The sequence below is a fragment of the Pseudomonas lini genome (genome assembly GCF_001042905.1).
In the GTDB taxonomy this organism is placed as follows: domain Bacteria; phylum Pseudomonadota; class Gammaproteobacteria; order Pseudomonadales; family Pseudomonadaceae; genus Aquipseudomonas; species Aquipseudomonas lini.
The window spans coordinates 764,579-779,095 of record NZ_JYLB01000002.1; the positions used below are offsets into that span (position 1 = coordinate 764,579).

The following is a 14,517-nucleotide window of genomic DNA, read 5'->3' on the forward strand; positions in this document are numbered from 1 at the left end:
TTTAAGCGTTTGCCAGTAGCACACTCCGCAAAAGCAAAAAGTTAGCTTTTGCGGAGTGTGCTTATGTCCCGTCTAACGTCAAACCGTTCCAGCCTGTGGTTTCTGGCGATCACCTTACTCAGTTTTCTCGCCGCTTCCACCGCGCCAACGCCGTTGTATCACTTGTATCAAGAACACCTGCAGTTCTCGGCAGCGACCCTGACCCTGATTTTCGGGGTCTACGCCCTCAGCTTGCTGGCGGCGTTGCTCACGGTCGGTTCGCTTTCGGATTATCTGGGGCGCAAACCGGTGATTTTTACCGCCATATTGCTGAACATGCTGGCGATGTTGCTGTTTATCAGCGCCGACAGCGTTGCCTGGCTGATCAGTGCGCGGGTCCTGCAGGGTTTTGCCACGGGCATGGCCACCGCCGTTTTAAGTGCGGCGCTGCTGGACACCGACCGTCAGCAAGGGCCGATGGTCAACAGCGTCGCGCCGTTGCTGGGCATGGCGCTGGGTGCCATGGGCTGCGGCGTGTTGGCCGAGTTTGCACCGCTGCCGCTGCAATTGACCTATTGGGTGCTGTTCGCGCTGTTTGTGATGCAAGCGCTGTACGTCTGGCGCCTGCCGGAAAGCGTCACACGGCAATCGGGTGCCTGGGCCTCGCTGCGCCCGACCTTGCATGTGCCGATTCAGGCGCGGCGTATGCTGTGGCGGGTGCTGCCGATAGATCTTGCGGTGTGGGCGCTCGGTGGTTTTTTCGCTTCTTTGGCACCGTCTCTGGTGCGGACCGCCACCGGGTCCACCTCGAATCTGATTGGCGGGGCGACGGTGGCCGTGTTGACGGTGACCGGCGCCTTGATGATCTACACCTTGCGCAATCGGCCGGCCGACAAAGTCTTGCTGTTGGGCGCGAGCCTGCTGCCTGCGGGCGTTGCGCTGATTCTGCTGGCGGTACACAGCGCCAGTCTGCCGTTGTTTTTCTTCGGCACCCTGGTGGCGGGCGGCGGTTTTGGCGCGGGCTTCCTGGGGGCCCTGCGAAGCATCGTGCCGCTGGCCTTGCCTCATGAGCGGGCGGGTTTGATGTCGGCGTTTTATGTGCTCAGTTACCTGGCGTTCTGCTTGCCGTCGTTGCTGGCCGGCGGTCTGACACGGACCTTTGGCCTCGTGGCAACCACCGATGGTTATGGCGCGGTGCTGATCATTCTGTCGCTTGGTGCGCTGGTCGGGTTGATGCGTGTGCCGACTGTCAAAGTCTGTGGCGTCGATGTTCGATGACCGTTAGCCTTTGAACTGCCATTCATTTCGACGGACCGACCCATGAAGATCATCCGCAGCAAATCCTTCACCGGTGACCGCGCCTGGGCGGCGCTGGACATCGCCAACATGAATGGCATCACCACCCGTTTGCACTGGACCGATCAGCCCTATAAATGGCACATCAACGATGGCCAGGAAGTGTTCGTGGTGCTCGATGGGCGGGTGCAGATGCGTTATCGCGAAGAAGGCCTGGAAAAGGAAACGCTACTCGAAGTCGGCGATATCTTTTATGCCTCGGTAGGCACCGAGCATGTGGCTCATCCACTGGGTGTGGCGCGGATATTGGTGATCGAGACGGAAGGTAGCGTCTGATGCAGTATCTGTAAAACAGATAACAGTTAGAGATATTACCCGTTATATCGATATTCGATTCGGATCTACCCTGAACTCCACCTCACGAGAGGACAGGAGTTCACCATGACCTGCACCCATAGCGTTAAACCCGGTATCAAACCGTTCAGTCATTTGCATCACCCTCGAGAGACCATCCGACAATTCACTCCCAACTGGTTCGCGGCGACCATGGGCACGGGTGTGTTGGCGCTGGCGCTTGCGCAATTGCCGGTGTCGAATCCCGGTCTGCATGCCTTTGCCGAAGGCCTGTGGCTGTTCAATATTGTCCTGTTTGTCTTGTTCACAGCCATGTATGCCGCCCGTTGGGTCATGTTCTTCGACGAGGCGCGGCGGATTTTCGGCCATTCCACGGTTTCGATGTTTTTCGGCACCATTCCCATGGGTCTTGCGACCATCATCAATGGCTTTCTGCTGTTCGGTTTGCCGCGCTGGGGTGATGGTGTGATTCATCTCGCCGAAGTGCTCTGGTGGCTCGACGTGGCGATGTCGCTGGCTTGCGGCGTACTGATTCCCTACATGATGTTCACCCGTCAAGAGCACAGCATCGACCAGATGACCGCCGTCTGGCTGTTGCCGGTGGTGGCAGCGGAAGTGGCGGCTGCCAGCGGTGGCTTGCTGGCGCCGCACTTGGCCGATGCTCATTTACAACTGGTGGTGTTGGTGACCAGCTACGTGCTCTGGGCCTTTTCCCTACCGGTAGCGTTCAGCATTCTGACCATCCTGTTGCTGCGCATGGCGTTGCATAAATTGCCCCACGAAAACATGGCCGCCTCTAGCTGGCTGGCCCTTGGGCCGATTGGCACCGGTGCGCTGGGCATGTTGCTGTTGGGCGCCGACGCGCCAGCGATCTTTGCCGCCAACGGTCTGTCGGGTATTGGCGAGATCGCCGCAGGGCTTGGCTTGGTGGCCGGCATCACGCTGTGGGGGTTCGGGCTCTGGTGGATGTTGATTGCGCTGTTGATCACCGTTCGTTACTTGCGCGCCGGTATCCCGTTCAACCTCGGCTGGTGGGGCTTCACTTTCCCGCTGGGGGTCTATTCACTGGCTACGCTGAAACTGGCCAGCACCTTGAGCCTGACGTTTTTCAGTGTCTTTGGTTGCCTGTTGGTGGCAATGCTGGCAGTGATGTGGCTGATAGTCGCCAAGCGTACGGTGCAGGGTGCGTGGCGAGGTGAGCTGTTTGTCTCGCCGTGCATTGCAGGATTAAAGAAATAACCGGCAAAGATTAGGTAATCTGTGGCCTGGATCGATGTCCGGCATCCAATAACAGTATCCGCGCCACTCTCCAGCCAAAATCAGGGACACATGGAAGATGAGTCACCCCTCACAATTCACCTTGCTTCGAACTCGCCGCTTCTTGCCGTTTTTTGTCACGCAGTCCCTCGGGGCCTTCAATGACAACATCTTCAAGCAGTCGCTGATCCTCGCCATTTTGTACAGGTTGACCATCGAGGGTGACCGTTCGATCTGGGTCAACTTGTGTGCGTTGCTGTTTATCTTGCCGTTTTTCCTGTTCTCGGCTTTGGCCGGGCAATTCGGGGAAAAGTTCGCCAAGGACGCACTGATCCGTCTGATCAAGCTCGGGGAAATCGTCATCATGGCGGTAGGGGCGGTCGGTTTCATGTTCGATCACCTGTCGCTGATGCTGGTCGCGTTGTTTGCCATGGGCACCCACTCGGCGCTATTCGGGCCGGTGAAGTACTCAATCCTGCCGCAGGCCTTGCGCGAAGAAGAATTGGTGGGCGGCAACGGTCTGGTGGAAATGGGCACTTTCCTGGCGATTCTCGCCGGGACGATTGGTGCCGGGATCATGATGTCCACCAGCAACTACGCGCCGGTCGTGTCCACGGCAATCATCGGGATCGCGGTACTCGGTTACCTGGCCAGCCGCAGCATTCCCCGGGCCGCGGCGGCATCGCCGGAAATGCGTTTGAACTGGAACATCTTCAGCCAATCCTGGGCCACCTTGAAGCTGGGCCTCGGGCAAACCCCTGCGGTATCGCGCTCGATCGTCGGTAACTCATGGTTCTGGTTTGTCGGGGCTATTTATCTGACGCAAATCCCGGCGTATGCCAAGGAATGGATGCACGGTGACGAGACCGTGGTGACGCTGATTCTTACGGTGTTCTCGGTCGGTATCGCACTGGGTTCGATGCTCTGCGAGAAACTCTCCGGGCGCAAAGTCGAGATCGGTCTGGTGCCGTTTGGCTCATTCGGTCTGACGGTGTTTGGCTTGCTGTTGTGGTGGCATTCAGGCGGGATTCCAGACAGCGTTGCCGGTCATGGCTGGATCGAAGTCCTGGGGTTTGGTCACGCCTGGCTGGTGTTGATCGACATCCTCGGGCTTGGGATCTTCGGCGGTTTCTACATCGTGCCGCTGTATGCGCTGATCCAGTCGCGTACCGTCGAGAACGAGCGTGCGCGGGTGATTGCTGCCAACAACATTCTTAACGCCCTGTTCATGGTGGTGTCGGCCATTGTGTCGATCGTCTTGCTGAGCCTCGCCAAGTTGTCGATCCCGCAGCTGTTCCTGGTGGTGTCGCTGTTGAACATCGGCGTCAACACCTACATCTTCAAAATCGTCCCCGAGTTCAGCATGCGCTTCATGATCTGGCTGCTTGGCCATTCCATGTACCGCGTCGAGCATCGCAATCTGGAGCTGATTCCCGATGAAGGCGCGGCATTACTGGTTTGCAACCATGTGTCGTTCGTCGACGCGTTGCTGATTGGCGGCGCAGTGCGTCGGCCGATTCGCTTTGTGATGTATTACAAAATCTACAACCTGCCGGTCCTGAACTTCATCTTCCGCACGGCGGGGACGATTCCGATTGCCGGGCGTCAGGAAAACATTCAGATCTACGAAAAAGCCTTCACCCGCATCGCCCAGTATCTGAAGGACGGCGAGCTGGTGTGCATTTTCCCTGAAGGCAAGTTGACCGCCGATGGCGAGATCAATGAATTCAAGGGCGGGCTGACGCGGATTCTCGAAGAAACGCCGGTGCCGGTGATTCCGCTGGCATTGCAGGGGTTGTGGGGGAGTTTCTTCAGCCGTGATCCGGACAAGGGCGTGTTTCGTCGGCTGTGGTCGCGGGTGACTTTGGTGGCGGGGCCGGCGGTGGCCGTTGAAGCGGCTGAACCGGCGACATTGCAAGGTTTGGTGGGGGAGTTGCGTGGGGCCGTTAGATAGTCGGTGACTTTGCGGACCTCTTCGCGAGCAAGCCCGCTCCCACATTGGAATGCGGTCAAATGTGGGAGCGGGCTTGCTCGCGAAAGCGGTAGAGGCCTAAGCGCTAACCTTGAGCCCAACCAACCCGGCAATGATCAACGCCACACTCGCCAGCCTAAACAACGCCATGGATTCACCAAACAATATGATCCCGGCGATCACCGTGCCCACCGCACCCACGCCAGTCCATACCGCATAGGCCGTGCCCAGCGGCAATTCCTTCATGGCAAGGCCCAGCAGGCCAAGGCTGATCGCCATGGCGGCAATGGTCAGTGCGGTAGGAAGAGGGCGGCTGAAACCGTCGGTGTATTTCAGGCCGACGGCCCAGCCGACTTCGAACAGGCCAGCGAAAAACAGAATGATCCAGGACATCAAAGACCTCCATCAATGGATGGGGTCGTCCCCGGATTAATCACTCGATCGAGCCGCGAGGTCGTCCCCGCATTGTGCAATAGAGTGCCCATCATTAATCCGAGGATCAAGTTTGCGGCTTAATCCGCTGTCTGCTGAGCAGCGGTTTGCCGGTCTTCTTTCTCGCTCATACGACGGAAATACGTCGAGAGCAGCGCCCCGGAAATGTTGTGCCAGACGCTGAACAACGCGCTTGGCACCGCCGCCAGCGGCGAGAAGTGCGCACTGGCCAAGGCCGCGCCCAGGCCGGAGTTCTGCATGCCGACTTCCAGTGCCAGGGATTTGCGCTGGGCCAATGGCAGGTTGAACAGGCGCCCGGTGAAGTAACCCAGCAAGTAGCCGAAGCTGTTGTGCAACATCACCACGGCCATGATCAGCAAGCCGGATTCGGCAATCTTCGCCTGACTGGCAGCCACCACGGCAGTGACGATGATCACGATGCTCACCACCGACACCAGTGGCAACACGTCTACCGCGTGACGTACCCGATCACCAAGCAAGCGCTGGGCAACTACACCGAGCACGATCGGCAGCAGCACGACTTGCAGGATCGACCAGAACAGCTCCATGAACGACACCGGCAACCAGGCCGAGGCCAGCAGCCAGATCAGTGCCGGGGTCAGCAGCGGAGCGAGGAGGGTGGTGACGGCGGCAATGGCCACCGACAACGCCAGATCGCCACGCGCGAGCCAGGTCATCACATTCGACGAGGTGCCGCTTGGGCAGCAGCCGACCAGAATCACGCCGACGGCGATTTCCGGCGGCAGGTGGAAAACCTGGCAGAGCAACCACGCCACACCGGGCATGATCACGAAATGGGCAACCACGCCCAGTGCCACGCGCCACGGATGGCGAGCGACTTCGGCGAAGTCTTCGAGTTTGAGGGTCAGGCCCATGCCGAACATCACCAGCCCCAACAGCGGCACGATGGCGCCTTTCAAACCGATGAACCAGGCCGGTTGCAGAAACGCCACAACGGCGAAAATCAGTACCCAGTAAGCGAAAGTGTTGCCGACAAAACGACTCAATGCAGCCAGTGCGCGCATGGCCTGATCCTTGTTATCAAGTAGCACCACAAAACCAATGTGGGAGCGGGCTTGCTCGCGAAAGCGGTCTGACATTCAGCGATGATGTTGACTGTCAGGACGCCTTCGCGAGCAAGCCCGCTCCCACATTTAGACTGTGCGTCGGCTTAGATACCCTGTGGCGTCTCTTCACCACCCAACGCTTCAACCATCGACGGCAGGAAGTCGCCGAAGGTCAGCATCATCAGGGTAAAGCTGGCATCCAGTTGGCCGAGGGCTTCGTCGCCACCGTCCTGTTCCGCCTGATCCTGCAGCAGGTCTTCGAACTTCAGGCGCTTGACCACCATTTTGTCGTCAAGCACGAACGACAGTTTGTCCTGCCAGGCCAGCGACAGTTGAGTGACCACTTTGCCGGTGCTCAGGTGCAACTGGATTTCTTCGCTGGTCAGGTCCTGACGCTTGCAGCGCACGATGCCGCCGTCTTCGTGTGTGTCGCGCAGTTCGCACTCGTCCAACACGAAGAAATCATCCGCGGCTTTCTGGGTGGTGACCCATTCGGTCATGGTGGCGGTTGGCGACATCTTCACCGTCAGCGGACGTACTGGCAGCGAGCCGATCACTTCGCGCAGGGTAGACAGCAGGTCTTCGGCACGTTTCGGGCTAGCCGAGTTAACCAGGATCAGGCCCTGTTTCGGCGCGATGGCGGCGAAGGTCGACGAGCGACGGATAAAGGCGCGGGGCAGGAAAGCCTGGATGATTTCATCCTTGATCTGGTCGCGTTCCTTTTTATAGACCTTGCGCATTTGTTCGGCTTCGATCTCTTCGACCTTTTCCTTCACCGCGTCACGTACGACGCTGCCCGGCAGAATGCGTTCTTCCTTACGAGCAGCGATCAGCAAGAAGTCGCCGCTGATGTGCACCAGCGGCGCGTCTTCGCCCTTACCGAATGGCGCGACGAAACCGTAGGTGGTCAACTCCTGGCTTGCACATGGACGCGCCAGTTTGGTGGCCAGTGCAGTTTCCAACGCCTCGGCATCAAAAGGCAGATCTTGGGTCAGGCGATAGATAAGCAGGTTTTTGAACCACATGGGGTGAGTCTCTCCTTTATACAAAGGGGGGCATTATTGTCTTCGTGGTGCCATAGGCCAACCCTTCTCTAAGCCTTTGGAAGGCCTGAGAAAATTAATTAAAAAAGTGCTTGCCAGAGGTTGGGTCGCTCCGTAGAATGCGCGCCACACCGAAAGTGAAGGGTGATTAGCTCAGCTGGGAGAGCGTCTGCCTTACAAGCAGAATGTCGGCGGTTCGATCCCGTCATCACCCACCATTCGCTTTAGTGTTACGCGCAGCGGTAGTTCAGTCGGTTAGAATACCGGCCTGTCACGCCGGGGGTCGCGGGTTCGAGTCCCGTCCGCTGCGCCATATTCGGTAACCTGGAACGCTGAACGCCAGGTCACCACGGAAAAGCCCGCTAACGCGGGTTTTTTTCTGTCTGTTGTTTGACTGTAGTTCCTGCAGGGTGTGTCGTTTTACTGGTTTTCAGATTTTTTTGATTTTTTATCAATTAAATCAACACTTTATGAAAATCTGTGGCACAATGCGCCCCGCAACGAAGGTAAAGGGTGATTAGCTCAGCTGGGAGAGCGTCTGCCTTACAAGCAGAATGTCGGCGGTTCGATCCCGTCATCACCCACCACTTACTTTCAACGCTACGCGCAGCGGTAGTTCAGTCGGTTAGAATACCGGCCTGTCACGCCGGGGGTCGCGGGTTCGAGTCCCGTCCGCTGCGCCATATTCGGTATCTGGAACGCTGAACGCCAGATCACCACAGAAAGCCCGCTTAATGCGGGCTTTTTGCTGTCTGGGATTTGGCTTTGTGCTGGCCTTCCACTGAAAGATCGACCTGTTCGGGTAATACTAGTCAGTTACGCGAAATCCCTGTGGGAGCGGGCTTGCCCGCGATGACTGCAGCACATTCACCATTGATGTGTCAGACAGGTCGCTATCGCGGGCAAGCCCGCTCCCACAGGTTCCGCGCGTAACTGACAGGCGTTGACCTGTTCGGATCTCGTTTTTCGTTTCTGCCTTGCCTATTGTTCGGCGTTACGACTGTGTCGGTAGTCGCTGATGGCCTCGTACACCGCTTTGCGCAACCGGTTGATCCCGCCAATCGGCCTATGGGCTTCAAGGCCGAACCATGGGTTGAACGACAGGTTGTCGCATTGCAGGTTCAGCGCCGGGGTGTCGAAATCCTGGGCAGGCAGTTTGATCCGGGCCACGGTTTCGAAGGGCGCGTCACTTTCGCTCCACTCTATACTGGTGTCTTCGATCGGCATGTACTTGCCCGCATCCTGGCGCTGAATCTGCAAGACGAAACACGCCGGCACCCGATCAGTCGACAGCTGCTGGTTCAGCGCACTGCGCAGGAAGTTCGGCAGGTTTTGATTTTGCGTGGGCAGCGCGTAGACCGGGCAGCTATCAGGATCTGGCATCACCCGGAATTTGGCGTTGGCGTCACCGAACTTGTATGGCGAAACCGAAAAGTAAGTGGTCTGCGTCGGGCTTGCTGGGGCAGGGGAGAGCGTCGCCAGCGCAATAAACAGATGGCGAACCTGCCAGGTGCGCGGGTCCCAGCCTGGGAAGAACGCCATCGCTTTTTTGCCGTCAGCCTGGGCGGCCACATTCTGACGATACTCGGCGACATCGCTGACAAAGAAGTTCGGATGGTTGAACATCACGAAATCCTGTTCGCTGTGTCCTTGTCGGTCACTCAGCAGCTGTTTACCAGGCACATCGAACAGTTTGATCGCCATGCCCCGGGCATCGCGGATGCTGTCGAACTGCGGATACGCATTGCCGTTGGACAGCCGCATCATTGCTTGCCAGGTTTTGCCCGGTTCGCTGAACACGCCTTGACGTAACTCCGTTGCCAGATCCGGCAGCACCTGAACCTCGGCCTTCACGCAGCCATGGGCCTTGGCATGGGCATCGCGCAGGTAGCGGGTGCTTTCACGGTGTTGATCGACGATACGCACGGCCGTCTGGATGATGTCCTGGGTCATTGCCGCTTCGCCGTCCGGAATCAATTCTTCAGCCGATACCGGGCCGCGATGTTGCCAGGTGGACCAGGCCATGAGCAGCGCCCAGCCGAGCAGGCCCAGACCCAGCAACCACAGCAGGGTTTTGCCGAGGAAGGCGCCCAGGCGCAGCCAGAGAGTAATCAGCATGGGTCAATCCTTTTGACTGAGACGGCGGTCTGGCAATTGCGACTCCATCGGGCCGCCCAACACTTTCAGGTATTCCAGCAGCGCCCAGCGTTCCTCCGGTTGCAGCAGACGACCAATGACGCCGTTACCGCGCTCACCTGCGCGGAACTCGTGGCCGCTGTTGTGATTACCGGTGATGCGCGTGTCGAACACAAAACCATTGGTGAAGGCTTCGGTGCGATAGCCCAAATGTTTGGGGTCGTATTCAAAGGTGCCCTTGTAGAACGTGGGCGCGCGTTCACTTTGTGGCGAGAGCAGTTGATAAATGCTCGGTACCGAACCGTTATGCAAAAACGGCGGCGTCGCCCAGACGCCCGCCAGTGGTCGGGCTTTATAGCTACGCAACTCTTGAACGCCGATCGGCAGGCCGAATCCGTCCAGGTTCGGGCGCTCTGCGGGTGTCACATTGGCTTCGCGGTAGGCCTGATTGCCCACGAAAGCAGTGACGTAAGCCAGTCCCTTAGCCACGGACAACTGGCTCATATCCAAGGGTTCTGTGGGTGTTGGGTGCAGTTGTACGTCCAGTTGCGCAAGCTCTGCCGGATCCCACTGCAAGGCCGTCAGGTCGAAGCGGTGATCAGCAATATTGTTGGCGGCGCCGGGGTCTGTGCCAATCACCCCCACAGGCAGCAATTTCAGATGTTGCACGGGTCTGCCGTCGCTTTGGGTGACGCGGGGGACATGACACCCGGCGCAGTTTTCAGCGAACAGTTCGCGGCCTTTTGCAGCCAAGGGCTTGTCGATATTGCCCAGCAGGGCTTCCGGCCAGGCGGGCGGTTTGAGTCGTTGCAGGGTTTCTTCGATCCGGTGCAGATCACGTACCCGGACGCTGGACGGGTAGCGGTCGTCGCCCTTGAGCGGCTGCCCGCTGCTGTCGAAGAAATTCAGCGTGGCGCCCACACCCAAGGCTTCACCGATATTACGGGCCATCGGTTGCTGCGCCGAACCGTTCCACTGCACCCAGTCGAAGGTCCACATATCCCACAGTTGCGGGTAGTCCACCGGCGCGTTGGCCACGCGGTAGTTGGCGGGTGAAATCGCGTCGCCGAAGCTGGCGTTGGCAATACGCCCGAAGGCATCGGTGCGGCCGGGACCTTCTTCGGTGGGGTAGAGGCCGCGATGGGTGTCGTTCCAGGCCACCTTCAGGAAGGTATCGAGGGATACTTTGAAATCCTGGCGCAGCTGTTGATGCCGTGCCTCGTAGTCCTGCCCCAGAACGTTGCGTGCGAAACGTTCGAATTTCCAGGGGTTGTAGTAAGTCGAGGTCAGACTGGCGACCAATGCTTGTCCGAAACTGCCACCTCGCAGCGTAGGAACGCTGGACGGCAATACATGCTGGGCCGAGCCGCCATCGATGCGCACGGCCTGGCCATTGAAGCGCAATTCGCCGGTGTGGCAGGCGGCGCAGGTGATGTCCAGAAACTCGTCCTGGCTGCCGGGGTTTTGATGACGGGCAAAACCGACGGGCAGGTTACCAGGGTTGTTCGGCGTGGCTTTCTGGCTTGGGTCGATCAGAAAACCAAAGCGTGCGAGGTATTCAGGAGCGGCGAATCGTTTTTGCGAGAAGGGCAATTCCAGGGCGTTGAACCAGTCATAACGCAAGCCTTTGACCTGGGTACCCTGAGGCGTGAAGTAGTAAGCCTGGCGGTCGGCGGCGCTCCATTGCTCCAGGTAATTCACCTGTTGCGCCGGTGACCAGGCTGGCAATTTCGGGTTGGCGACATAGTACAGCACCACGGCGAGGCCAAGCCCCAGCAGTACTGCGATCAGCATCAGCAAACGGAATATGAGGCGCAAGATAAACATCCTTGTCAATTTGTAGCTTCTCTTATGCCTCAGCTGACGAAGTGCGGCAAGAGGCCATTACGCCAGAGGCTGTGGGAACCGGCCCTTGAGTCTGTAAGAGCCAAATGACAGAAGCTTCATCGTTCTATAGCCGAAATGCGTTTAAACACCTGAACTTATCAGACGTTTCCTGCTCTCATGCCGGTAGCCATTGGTCGTGGCGGCCTGATAAGCTCGCGGCTTTACTCGATTGCCCTTTAGGCGCATGAACAAGGAAATAGCATGAAACAGCATCGGTTGGCGGCGGCGGTGGCCCTGGTTGGCCTGGTACTTGCGGGTTGTGATTCGCAGACCAGCGTAGAGCTGAAAACCCCGGCGCAAAAAGCTTCCTACGGTATCGGCCTGAACATGGGCAAAAGCCTGGCTCAGGAAGGCATGGATGACCTGGATTCCAAAGCTGTAGCCCAAGGCATCGAAGATGCCGTCGGCAAGAAAGAACAGAAACTGAAGGATGAAGAACTGGTTGAAGCCTTCGCAGCACTGCAAAAGCGTGCTGAAGAGCGTTTGGCCAAAATGAGCGAAGAGTCGGCAGCCGCCGGCAAGAAATTCCTCGAAGAGAACGGCAAGAAAGCCGGTGTCACCACCACGGCTTCCGGCCTGCAATATGAAGTGGTCCAGAAGGCCGACGGCGCTCAGCCTAAGCCGACCGACGTAGTGACTGTTCACTACACTGGTAAATTGACCAACGGCACCGTTTTCGACAGCTCCGTCGAGCGCGGCAGCCCGATCGATCTGCCGGTCAGCGGTGTGATTCCGGGTTGGGTTGAAGGCCTGCAACTGATGCACGTTGGCGAGAAGTACAAACTGTACATCCCTAGCGAACTGGCTTACGGCGCCCAAAGCCCAAGCCCTGCGATTCCAGCCAACTCGGTGCTGGTATTTGACCTGGAGCTGCTGGCCATCAAGGATCCAGCAAAACAAGACGCCGCCAAGTAATTCGCGTCTGCTCTAAAAACAACGCCTCGCTTATGCGGGGCGTTGTTGCATCTGGCGTTCAGTGGAGGTAAACAAAGCGAACGGATACGGTACGCTGAAGTCATAGCCAGTGAGGGCGCCCGAGCTAGACGGGCCAGAACGCCAAGTCAATGAAATCTTGGGGTTTTTTTATGTGAGTAAAAAACGCCCGATCTGAGTCAGGCCCTTATGAAACGGGGCTTTCAGCGGTGAAATGCAGCTCTGTTCACAAGGTTATCCACAATTTGTGTGGATAACATTTCAGCGGGAGGAACAAATGAAAACGCCCTGGAATTTTGCTCGTTTCCTGCCTCTGGCCGGACGCCTGCTCGCCCGTGGTCGTTTGCCGACCCTGCTGTTCGCGGTTGCCAGCAAAGGGGCCAGCCAGGGTAATCGTCTGGGTAAGCTCAAAGACGATCTGCGCCTGTTGCAGGCACTCTGCCTGGCTTACTGGCGTGGCGAATACCGGGCCATCAGCCCGAAAGCACTGCTTTCGGTGGTGGCCGGCCTGATGTATTTCCTGAGCCCCGTAGATGCAATCCCGGATTTCATCCCGATGTTCGGCATGCTCGACGACATCGCCGTGCTGGCCTGGTTGATGAAAGTCCTCGATGACGAGCTCAACGCCTTCCGCGCCTGGCGCAAGCGTCAGCTGCCGGAGAAGCTCGCGGTAGTCGAACGCTTGCCTGATACCCCCGAACAATTACAGCTGCAGGGCCCGAAAAAAAACTGAGCCAATTCAGAATCCTCCAGATATTCATACCCCCCCGCGACCTTGGCCGCTGTTAGGATTACACTTCTAAGGAAAAGCGCCGACTCGCTCAGTGTCGTTGTCCTACGGGGTAGTCATGGATATTCAGATAATTACACGCGAAGGCGAACCCGAATATGCGGTTCTGCCATGGGCTCAGTATCAGGCTCTACTGAAAGCAGCAGGCATCAAGCAACAACCACCGCGTGACGCCACAGTGCCTCCCGCGGCGGCACCAGACCAGATTCTTCCGGGTCTGGATCAACTACGCAATTTGCGCGAAGGGAAGGGCATCGCCATTGAGGCGCTGGCCCGCACGGTAGGCATCAGCCCGTCATATCTCGCCTTGATCGAAAGCGGTGAGCGTCAACCTGACGCTGCTATTCGCCGCAGCCTCGCCTGGGAATTGACGGTGCCAGGATGGAGGGATGAATCGTGAGCGTACGCATCAGTCGTCAACATTGGGATGGATTGTTGGGGGAGCTGGATCAGGCGCGTCGTCAGCGCCATCTTTTGACTTATCGGGCGTTGCTGGAGCGTTTGCAGCTACCCACGCCGGCCATGCAAACCTTGACCGCAGCCCTTGAACATCTGGCGGCGCTGGATGCCAGAGCCGAGCAGCCGTTGCGCAGCTCGTTGGTGATCAGCCAGGGCGCCAGCCGCTTGCCGCGCACCGGCTTCTTCGAATGTGTCGAGCGTCTCGGGCGCTTTTCCGGCCCGTCCGATGGCGTGGCTGCCGCGTCCTGGCATGCCTCGGAAGTGGTGCGAGTGTTTGAATACGAGTACCCCGAGTCGGCGGAAGCCTGAGTGTTTTTACGACTCAAGGCGCGGGCCAGTTACTGGCTGGCCCGCCGGTTGTTTCACTGGTCGTGGTTCGTGCGTCAGCCGCGAGGCTGGAGCTGGCTCGAGGGCCAGTTCGCCCGCATGGCGAACCTGGGTGATGTCGGCGCCCAGAGCTTCTACGGCCACATTCTGGCCTTTCGCGGCGTCGGTCTTGGGGCTCGCGAGGAAGGTGTGCGATTACTGCGCCTGGCCGCGTTGGCGGGGGATGGCAAGGCGGCCTATCAGGTTGGCGTGATCAGCCTGACCGGAACGCCGAGCAAGGCGCCTGATCCGGCTGAAGCGGCTCGCTGGTGGGAAATGGCGGCGAAGGCCGGGCATCCGCTGGCCGAACTCAAATTGAAAGAATTGGCGTCTCGCGGTTCTGCAGATTAAACAATTGTGTGTCTGATAAACGAACGTGGCGTGAGGGAAACCTCCCGCCACGTTTGCGTTTTTGCCTGCTTGTTGATTAATGGAGTGATCATTAGCGAATCGACCTACATCCACATCATCCTTTCCTGACTTTTTTCCTGATTGATCCCCCGCAAAGTTTCGCGTGTTTATTGC

14 protein-coding genes and 4 tRNA genes are annotated in these 14,517 nt (G+C 58.2%); 13 read left to right on the forward strand and 5 right to left on the reverse strand.

The features are described 5' to 3' along the window. The first annotated feature begins 63 nt into the window (after positions 1–63). The 4 genes from TU81_RS07970 to TU81_RS07985 all read left to right on the forward strand — a co-directional run bounded on the left by TU81_RS07970 (position 64) and on the right by TU81_RS07985 (position 4,840). The gene (locus TU81_RS07970; protein WP_048394366.1) at positions 64–1,257 is read left to right on the forward strand and encodes an MFS transporter; all 1,194 of its coding nucleotides are present in this window, start codon (positions 64–66) and stop codon (positions 1,255–1,257) included. A gap of 42 nt (positions 1,258–1,299) precedes the next feature. After that, a complete protein-coding gene (locus tag TU81_RS07975; RefSeq protein ID WP_038979741.1) occupies positions 1,300–1,611 on the forward strand; it encodes a cupin domain-containing protein in 312 nt (103 codons plus the stop codon). A 105-nt stretch (positions 1,612–1,716) separates the two neighbouring features. Further along, positions 1,717–2,868 carry a TDT family transporter gene (locus tag TU81_RS07980; RefSeq protein WP_048394368.1) on the forward strand — a complete coding sequence of 384 codons (1,152 nt, stop codon included), beginning with the start codon at positions 1,717–1,719 and terminating at the stop codon, positions 2,866–2,868. Positions 2,869–2,965: 97 nt separating this feature from the next. After that, the gene (locus tag TU81_RS07985) at positions 2,966–4,840 is read left to right on the forward strand and encodes an MFS transporter (protein ID WP_048394369.1); all 1,875 of its coding nucleotides are present in this window, start codon (positions 2,966–2,968) and stop codon (positions 4,838–4,840) included. Positions 4,841–4,936: 96 nt separating this feature from the next. Here TU81_RS07985 and sugE read toward each other — a convergent pair whose 3' ends face one another. From sugE to rdgC, 3 genes are all read right to left on the reverse strand, one after another. Further along, positions 4,937–5,251, reverse strand: a complete 315-nt coding sequence (gene sugE, locus TU81_RS07990; RefSeq protein ID WP_038979745.1) for a quaternary ammonium compound efflux SMR transporter SugE — start codon at positions 5,249–5,251, stop codon at positions 4,937–4,939. A 119-nt stretch (positions 5,252–5,370) separates the two neighbouring features. Next, complete coding sequence (locus TU81_RS07995) at positions 5,371–6,336, reverse strand: bile acid:sodium symporter family protein (protein ID WP_038979746.1); 966 nt, start codon at positions 6,334–6,336, stop codon at positions 5,371–5,373. 146 nt (positions 6,337–6,482) lie between these two features. Next, the gene (gene rdgC, locus TU81_RS08000; protein WP_038979747.1) at positions 6,483–7,403 is read right to left on the reverse strand and encodes a recombination-associated protein RdgC; all 921 of its coding nucleotides are present in this window, start codon (positions 7,401–7,403) and stop codon (positions 6,483–6,485) included. A 160-nt stretch (positions 7,404–7,563) separates the two neighbouring features. Between rdgC and TU81_RS08005 the strand changes: the two genes are divergently transcribed. From TU81_RS08005 to TU81_RS08020, 4 genes are all read left to right on the forward strand, one after another. Then, positions 7,564–7,639: transfer RNA gene (locus TU81_RS08005), tRNA-Val, on the forward strand. Between the two features lie 18 nt (positions 7,640–7,657). Beyond that, positions 7,658–7,734: transfer RNA gene (locus TU81_RS08010), tRNA-Asp, on the forward strand. 198 nt (positions 7,735–7,932) lie between these two features. Continuing rightward, positions 7,933–8,008: transfer RNA gene (locus tag TU81_RS08015), tRNA-Val, on the forward strand. 19 nt (positions 8,009–8,027) lie between these two features. Then, a tRNA-Asp gene (locus TU81_RS08020) sits at positions 8,028–8,104 on the forward strand. Between the two features lie 298 nt (positions 8,105–8,402). Here TU81_RS08020 and TU81_RS08025 read toward each other — a convergent pair. Both TU81_RS08025 and TU81_RS08030 read right to left on the reverse strand, forming a co-directional pair. Beyond that, positions 8,403–9,539 carry a catalase family protein gene (locus TU81_RS08025; protein WP_048394371.1) on the reverse strand — a complete coding sequence of 379 codons (1,137 nt, stop codon included), beginning with the start codon at positions 9,537–9,539 and terminating at the stop codon, positions 8,403–8,405. A gap of 3 nt (positions 9,540–9,542) precedes the next feature. Then, positions 9,543–11,375: a di-heme-cytochrome C peroxidase gene (locus tag TU81_RS08030; protein ID WP_048394373.1), complete on the reverse strand. Its 1,833-nt coding sequence runs from the start codon at positions 11,373–11,375 to the stop codon at positions 9,543–9,545. Positions 11,376–11,645: 270 nt separating this feature from the next. Here TU81_RS08030 and TU81_RS08035 point away from each other — a divergent pair, with 270 nt between their 5' ends. From TU81_RS08035 to TU81_RS08055, 5 genes are all read left to right on the forward strand, one after another. Then, positions 11,646–12,359, forward strand: coding sequence for an FKBP-type peptidyl-prolyl cis-trans isomerase (locus TU81_RS08035; RefSeq protein WP_038979749.1), 714 nt, complete (start codon positions 11,646–11,648; stop codon positions 12,357–12,359). 295 nt (positions 12,360–12,654) lie between these two features. Continuing rightward, the gene (locus TU81_RS08040; RefSeq protein ID WP_048394375.1) at positions 12,655–13,110 is read left to right on the forward strand and encodes a YkvA family protein; all 456 of its coding nucleotides are present in this window, start codon (positions 12,655–12,657) and stop codon (positions 13,108–13,110) included. A gap of 115 nt (positions 13,111–13,225) precedes the next feature. Further along, positions 13,226–13,567: a helix-turn-helix domain-containing protein gene (locus tag TU81_RS08045; protein WP_030131674.1), complete on the forward strand. Its 342-nt coding sequence runs from the start codon at positions 13,226–13,228 to the stop codon at positions 13,565–13,567. Then, positions 13,564–13,935 carry a hypothetical protein gene (locus TU81_RS08050; RefSeq protein WP_007898892.1) on the forward strand — a complete coding sequence of 124 codons (372 nt, stop codon included), beginning with the start codon at positions 13,564–13,566 and terminating at the stop codon, positions 13,933–13,935. Before TU81_RS08045 ends, TU81_RS08050 begins: the two co-directional genes overlap by 4 nt. Then, entirely contained in the window at positions 13,936–14,343 is a 408-nt protein-coding gene (locus TU81_RS08055; protein ID WP_038979751.1) for an SEL1-like repeat protein, read from the forward strand. Positions 14,344–14,517 lie beyond the last annotated feature (174 nt).

What these genes read in the sequence shown, in the direction of transcription:
- TU81_RS07970 (WP_048394366.1), top strand. Translation starts at nt 64, where the DNA reads ATGTCCCGTCTAACGTCAAACCGTTCCAGCCTGTGGTTTCTGGCGATC.
- TU81_RS07975 (WP_038979741.1), top strand. Translation starts at nt 1,300, where the DNA reads ATGAAGATCATCCGCAGCAAATCCTTCACCGGTGACCGCGCCTGGGCG.
- TU81_RS07980 (WP_048394368.1), top strand. Translation starts at nt 1,717, where the DNA reads ATGACCTGCACCCATAGCGTTAAACCCGGTATCAAACCGTTCAGTCAT.
- TU81_RS07985 (WP_048394369.1), top strand. Translation starts at nt 2,966, where the DNA reads ATGAGTCACCCCTCACAATTCACCTTGCTTCGAACTCGCCGCTTCTTG.
- sugE (WP_038979745.1), bottom strand. Translation starts at nt 5,251, where the DNA reads ATGTCCTGGATCATTCTGTTTTTCGCTGGCCTGTTCGAAGTCGGCTGG.
- TU81_RS07995 (WP_038979746.1), bottom strand. Translation starts at nt 6,336, where the DNA reads ATGCGCGCACTGGCTGCATTGAGTCGTTTTGTCGGCAACACTTTCGCT.
- rdgC (WP_038979747.1), bottom strand. Translation starts at nt 7,403, where the DNA reads ATGTGGTTCAAAAACCTGCTTATCTATCGCCTGACCCAAGATCTGCCT.
- TU81_RS08025 (WP_048394371.1), bottom strand. Translation starts at nt 9,539, where the DNA reads ATGCTGATTACTCTCTGGCTGCGCCTGGGCGCCTTCCTCGGCAAAACC.
- TU81_RS08035 (WP_038979749.1), top strand. Translation starts at nt 11,646, where the DNA reads ATGAAACAGCATCGGTTGGCGGCGGCGGTGGCCCTGGTTGGCCTGGTA.
- TU81_RS08040 (WP_048394375.1), top strand. Translation starts at nt 12,655, where the DNA reads ATGAAAACGCCCTGGAATTTTGCTCGTTTCCTGCCTCTGGCCGGACGC.
- TU81_RS08045 (WP_030131674.1), top strand. Translation starts at nt 13,226, where the DNA reads ATGGATATTCAGATAATTACACGCGAAGGCGAACCCGAATATGCGGTT.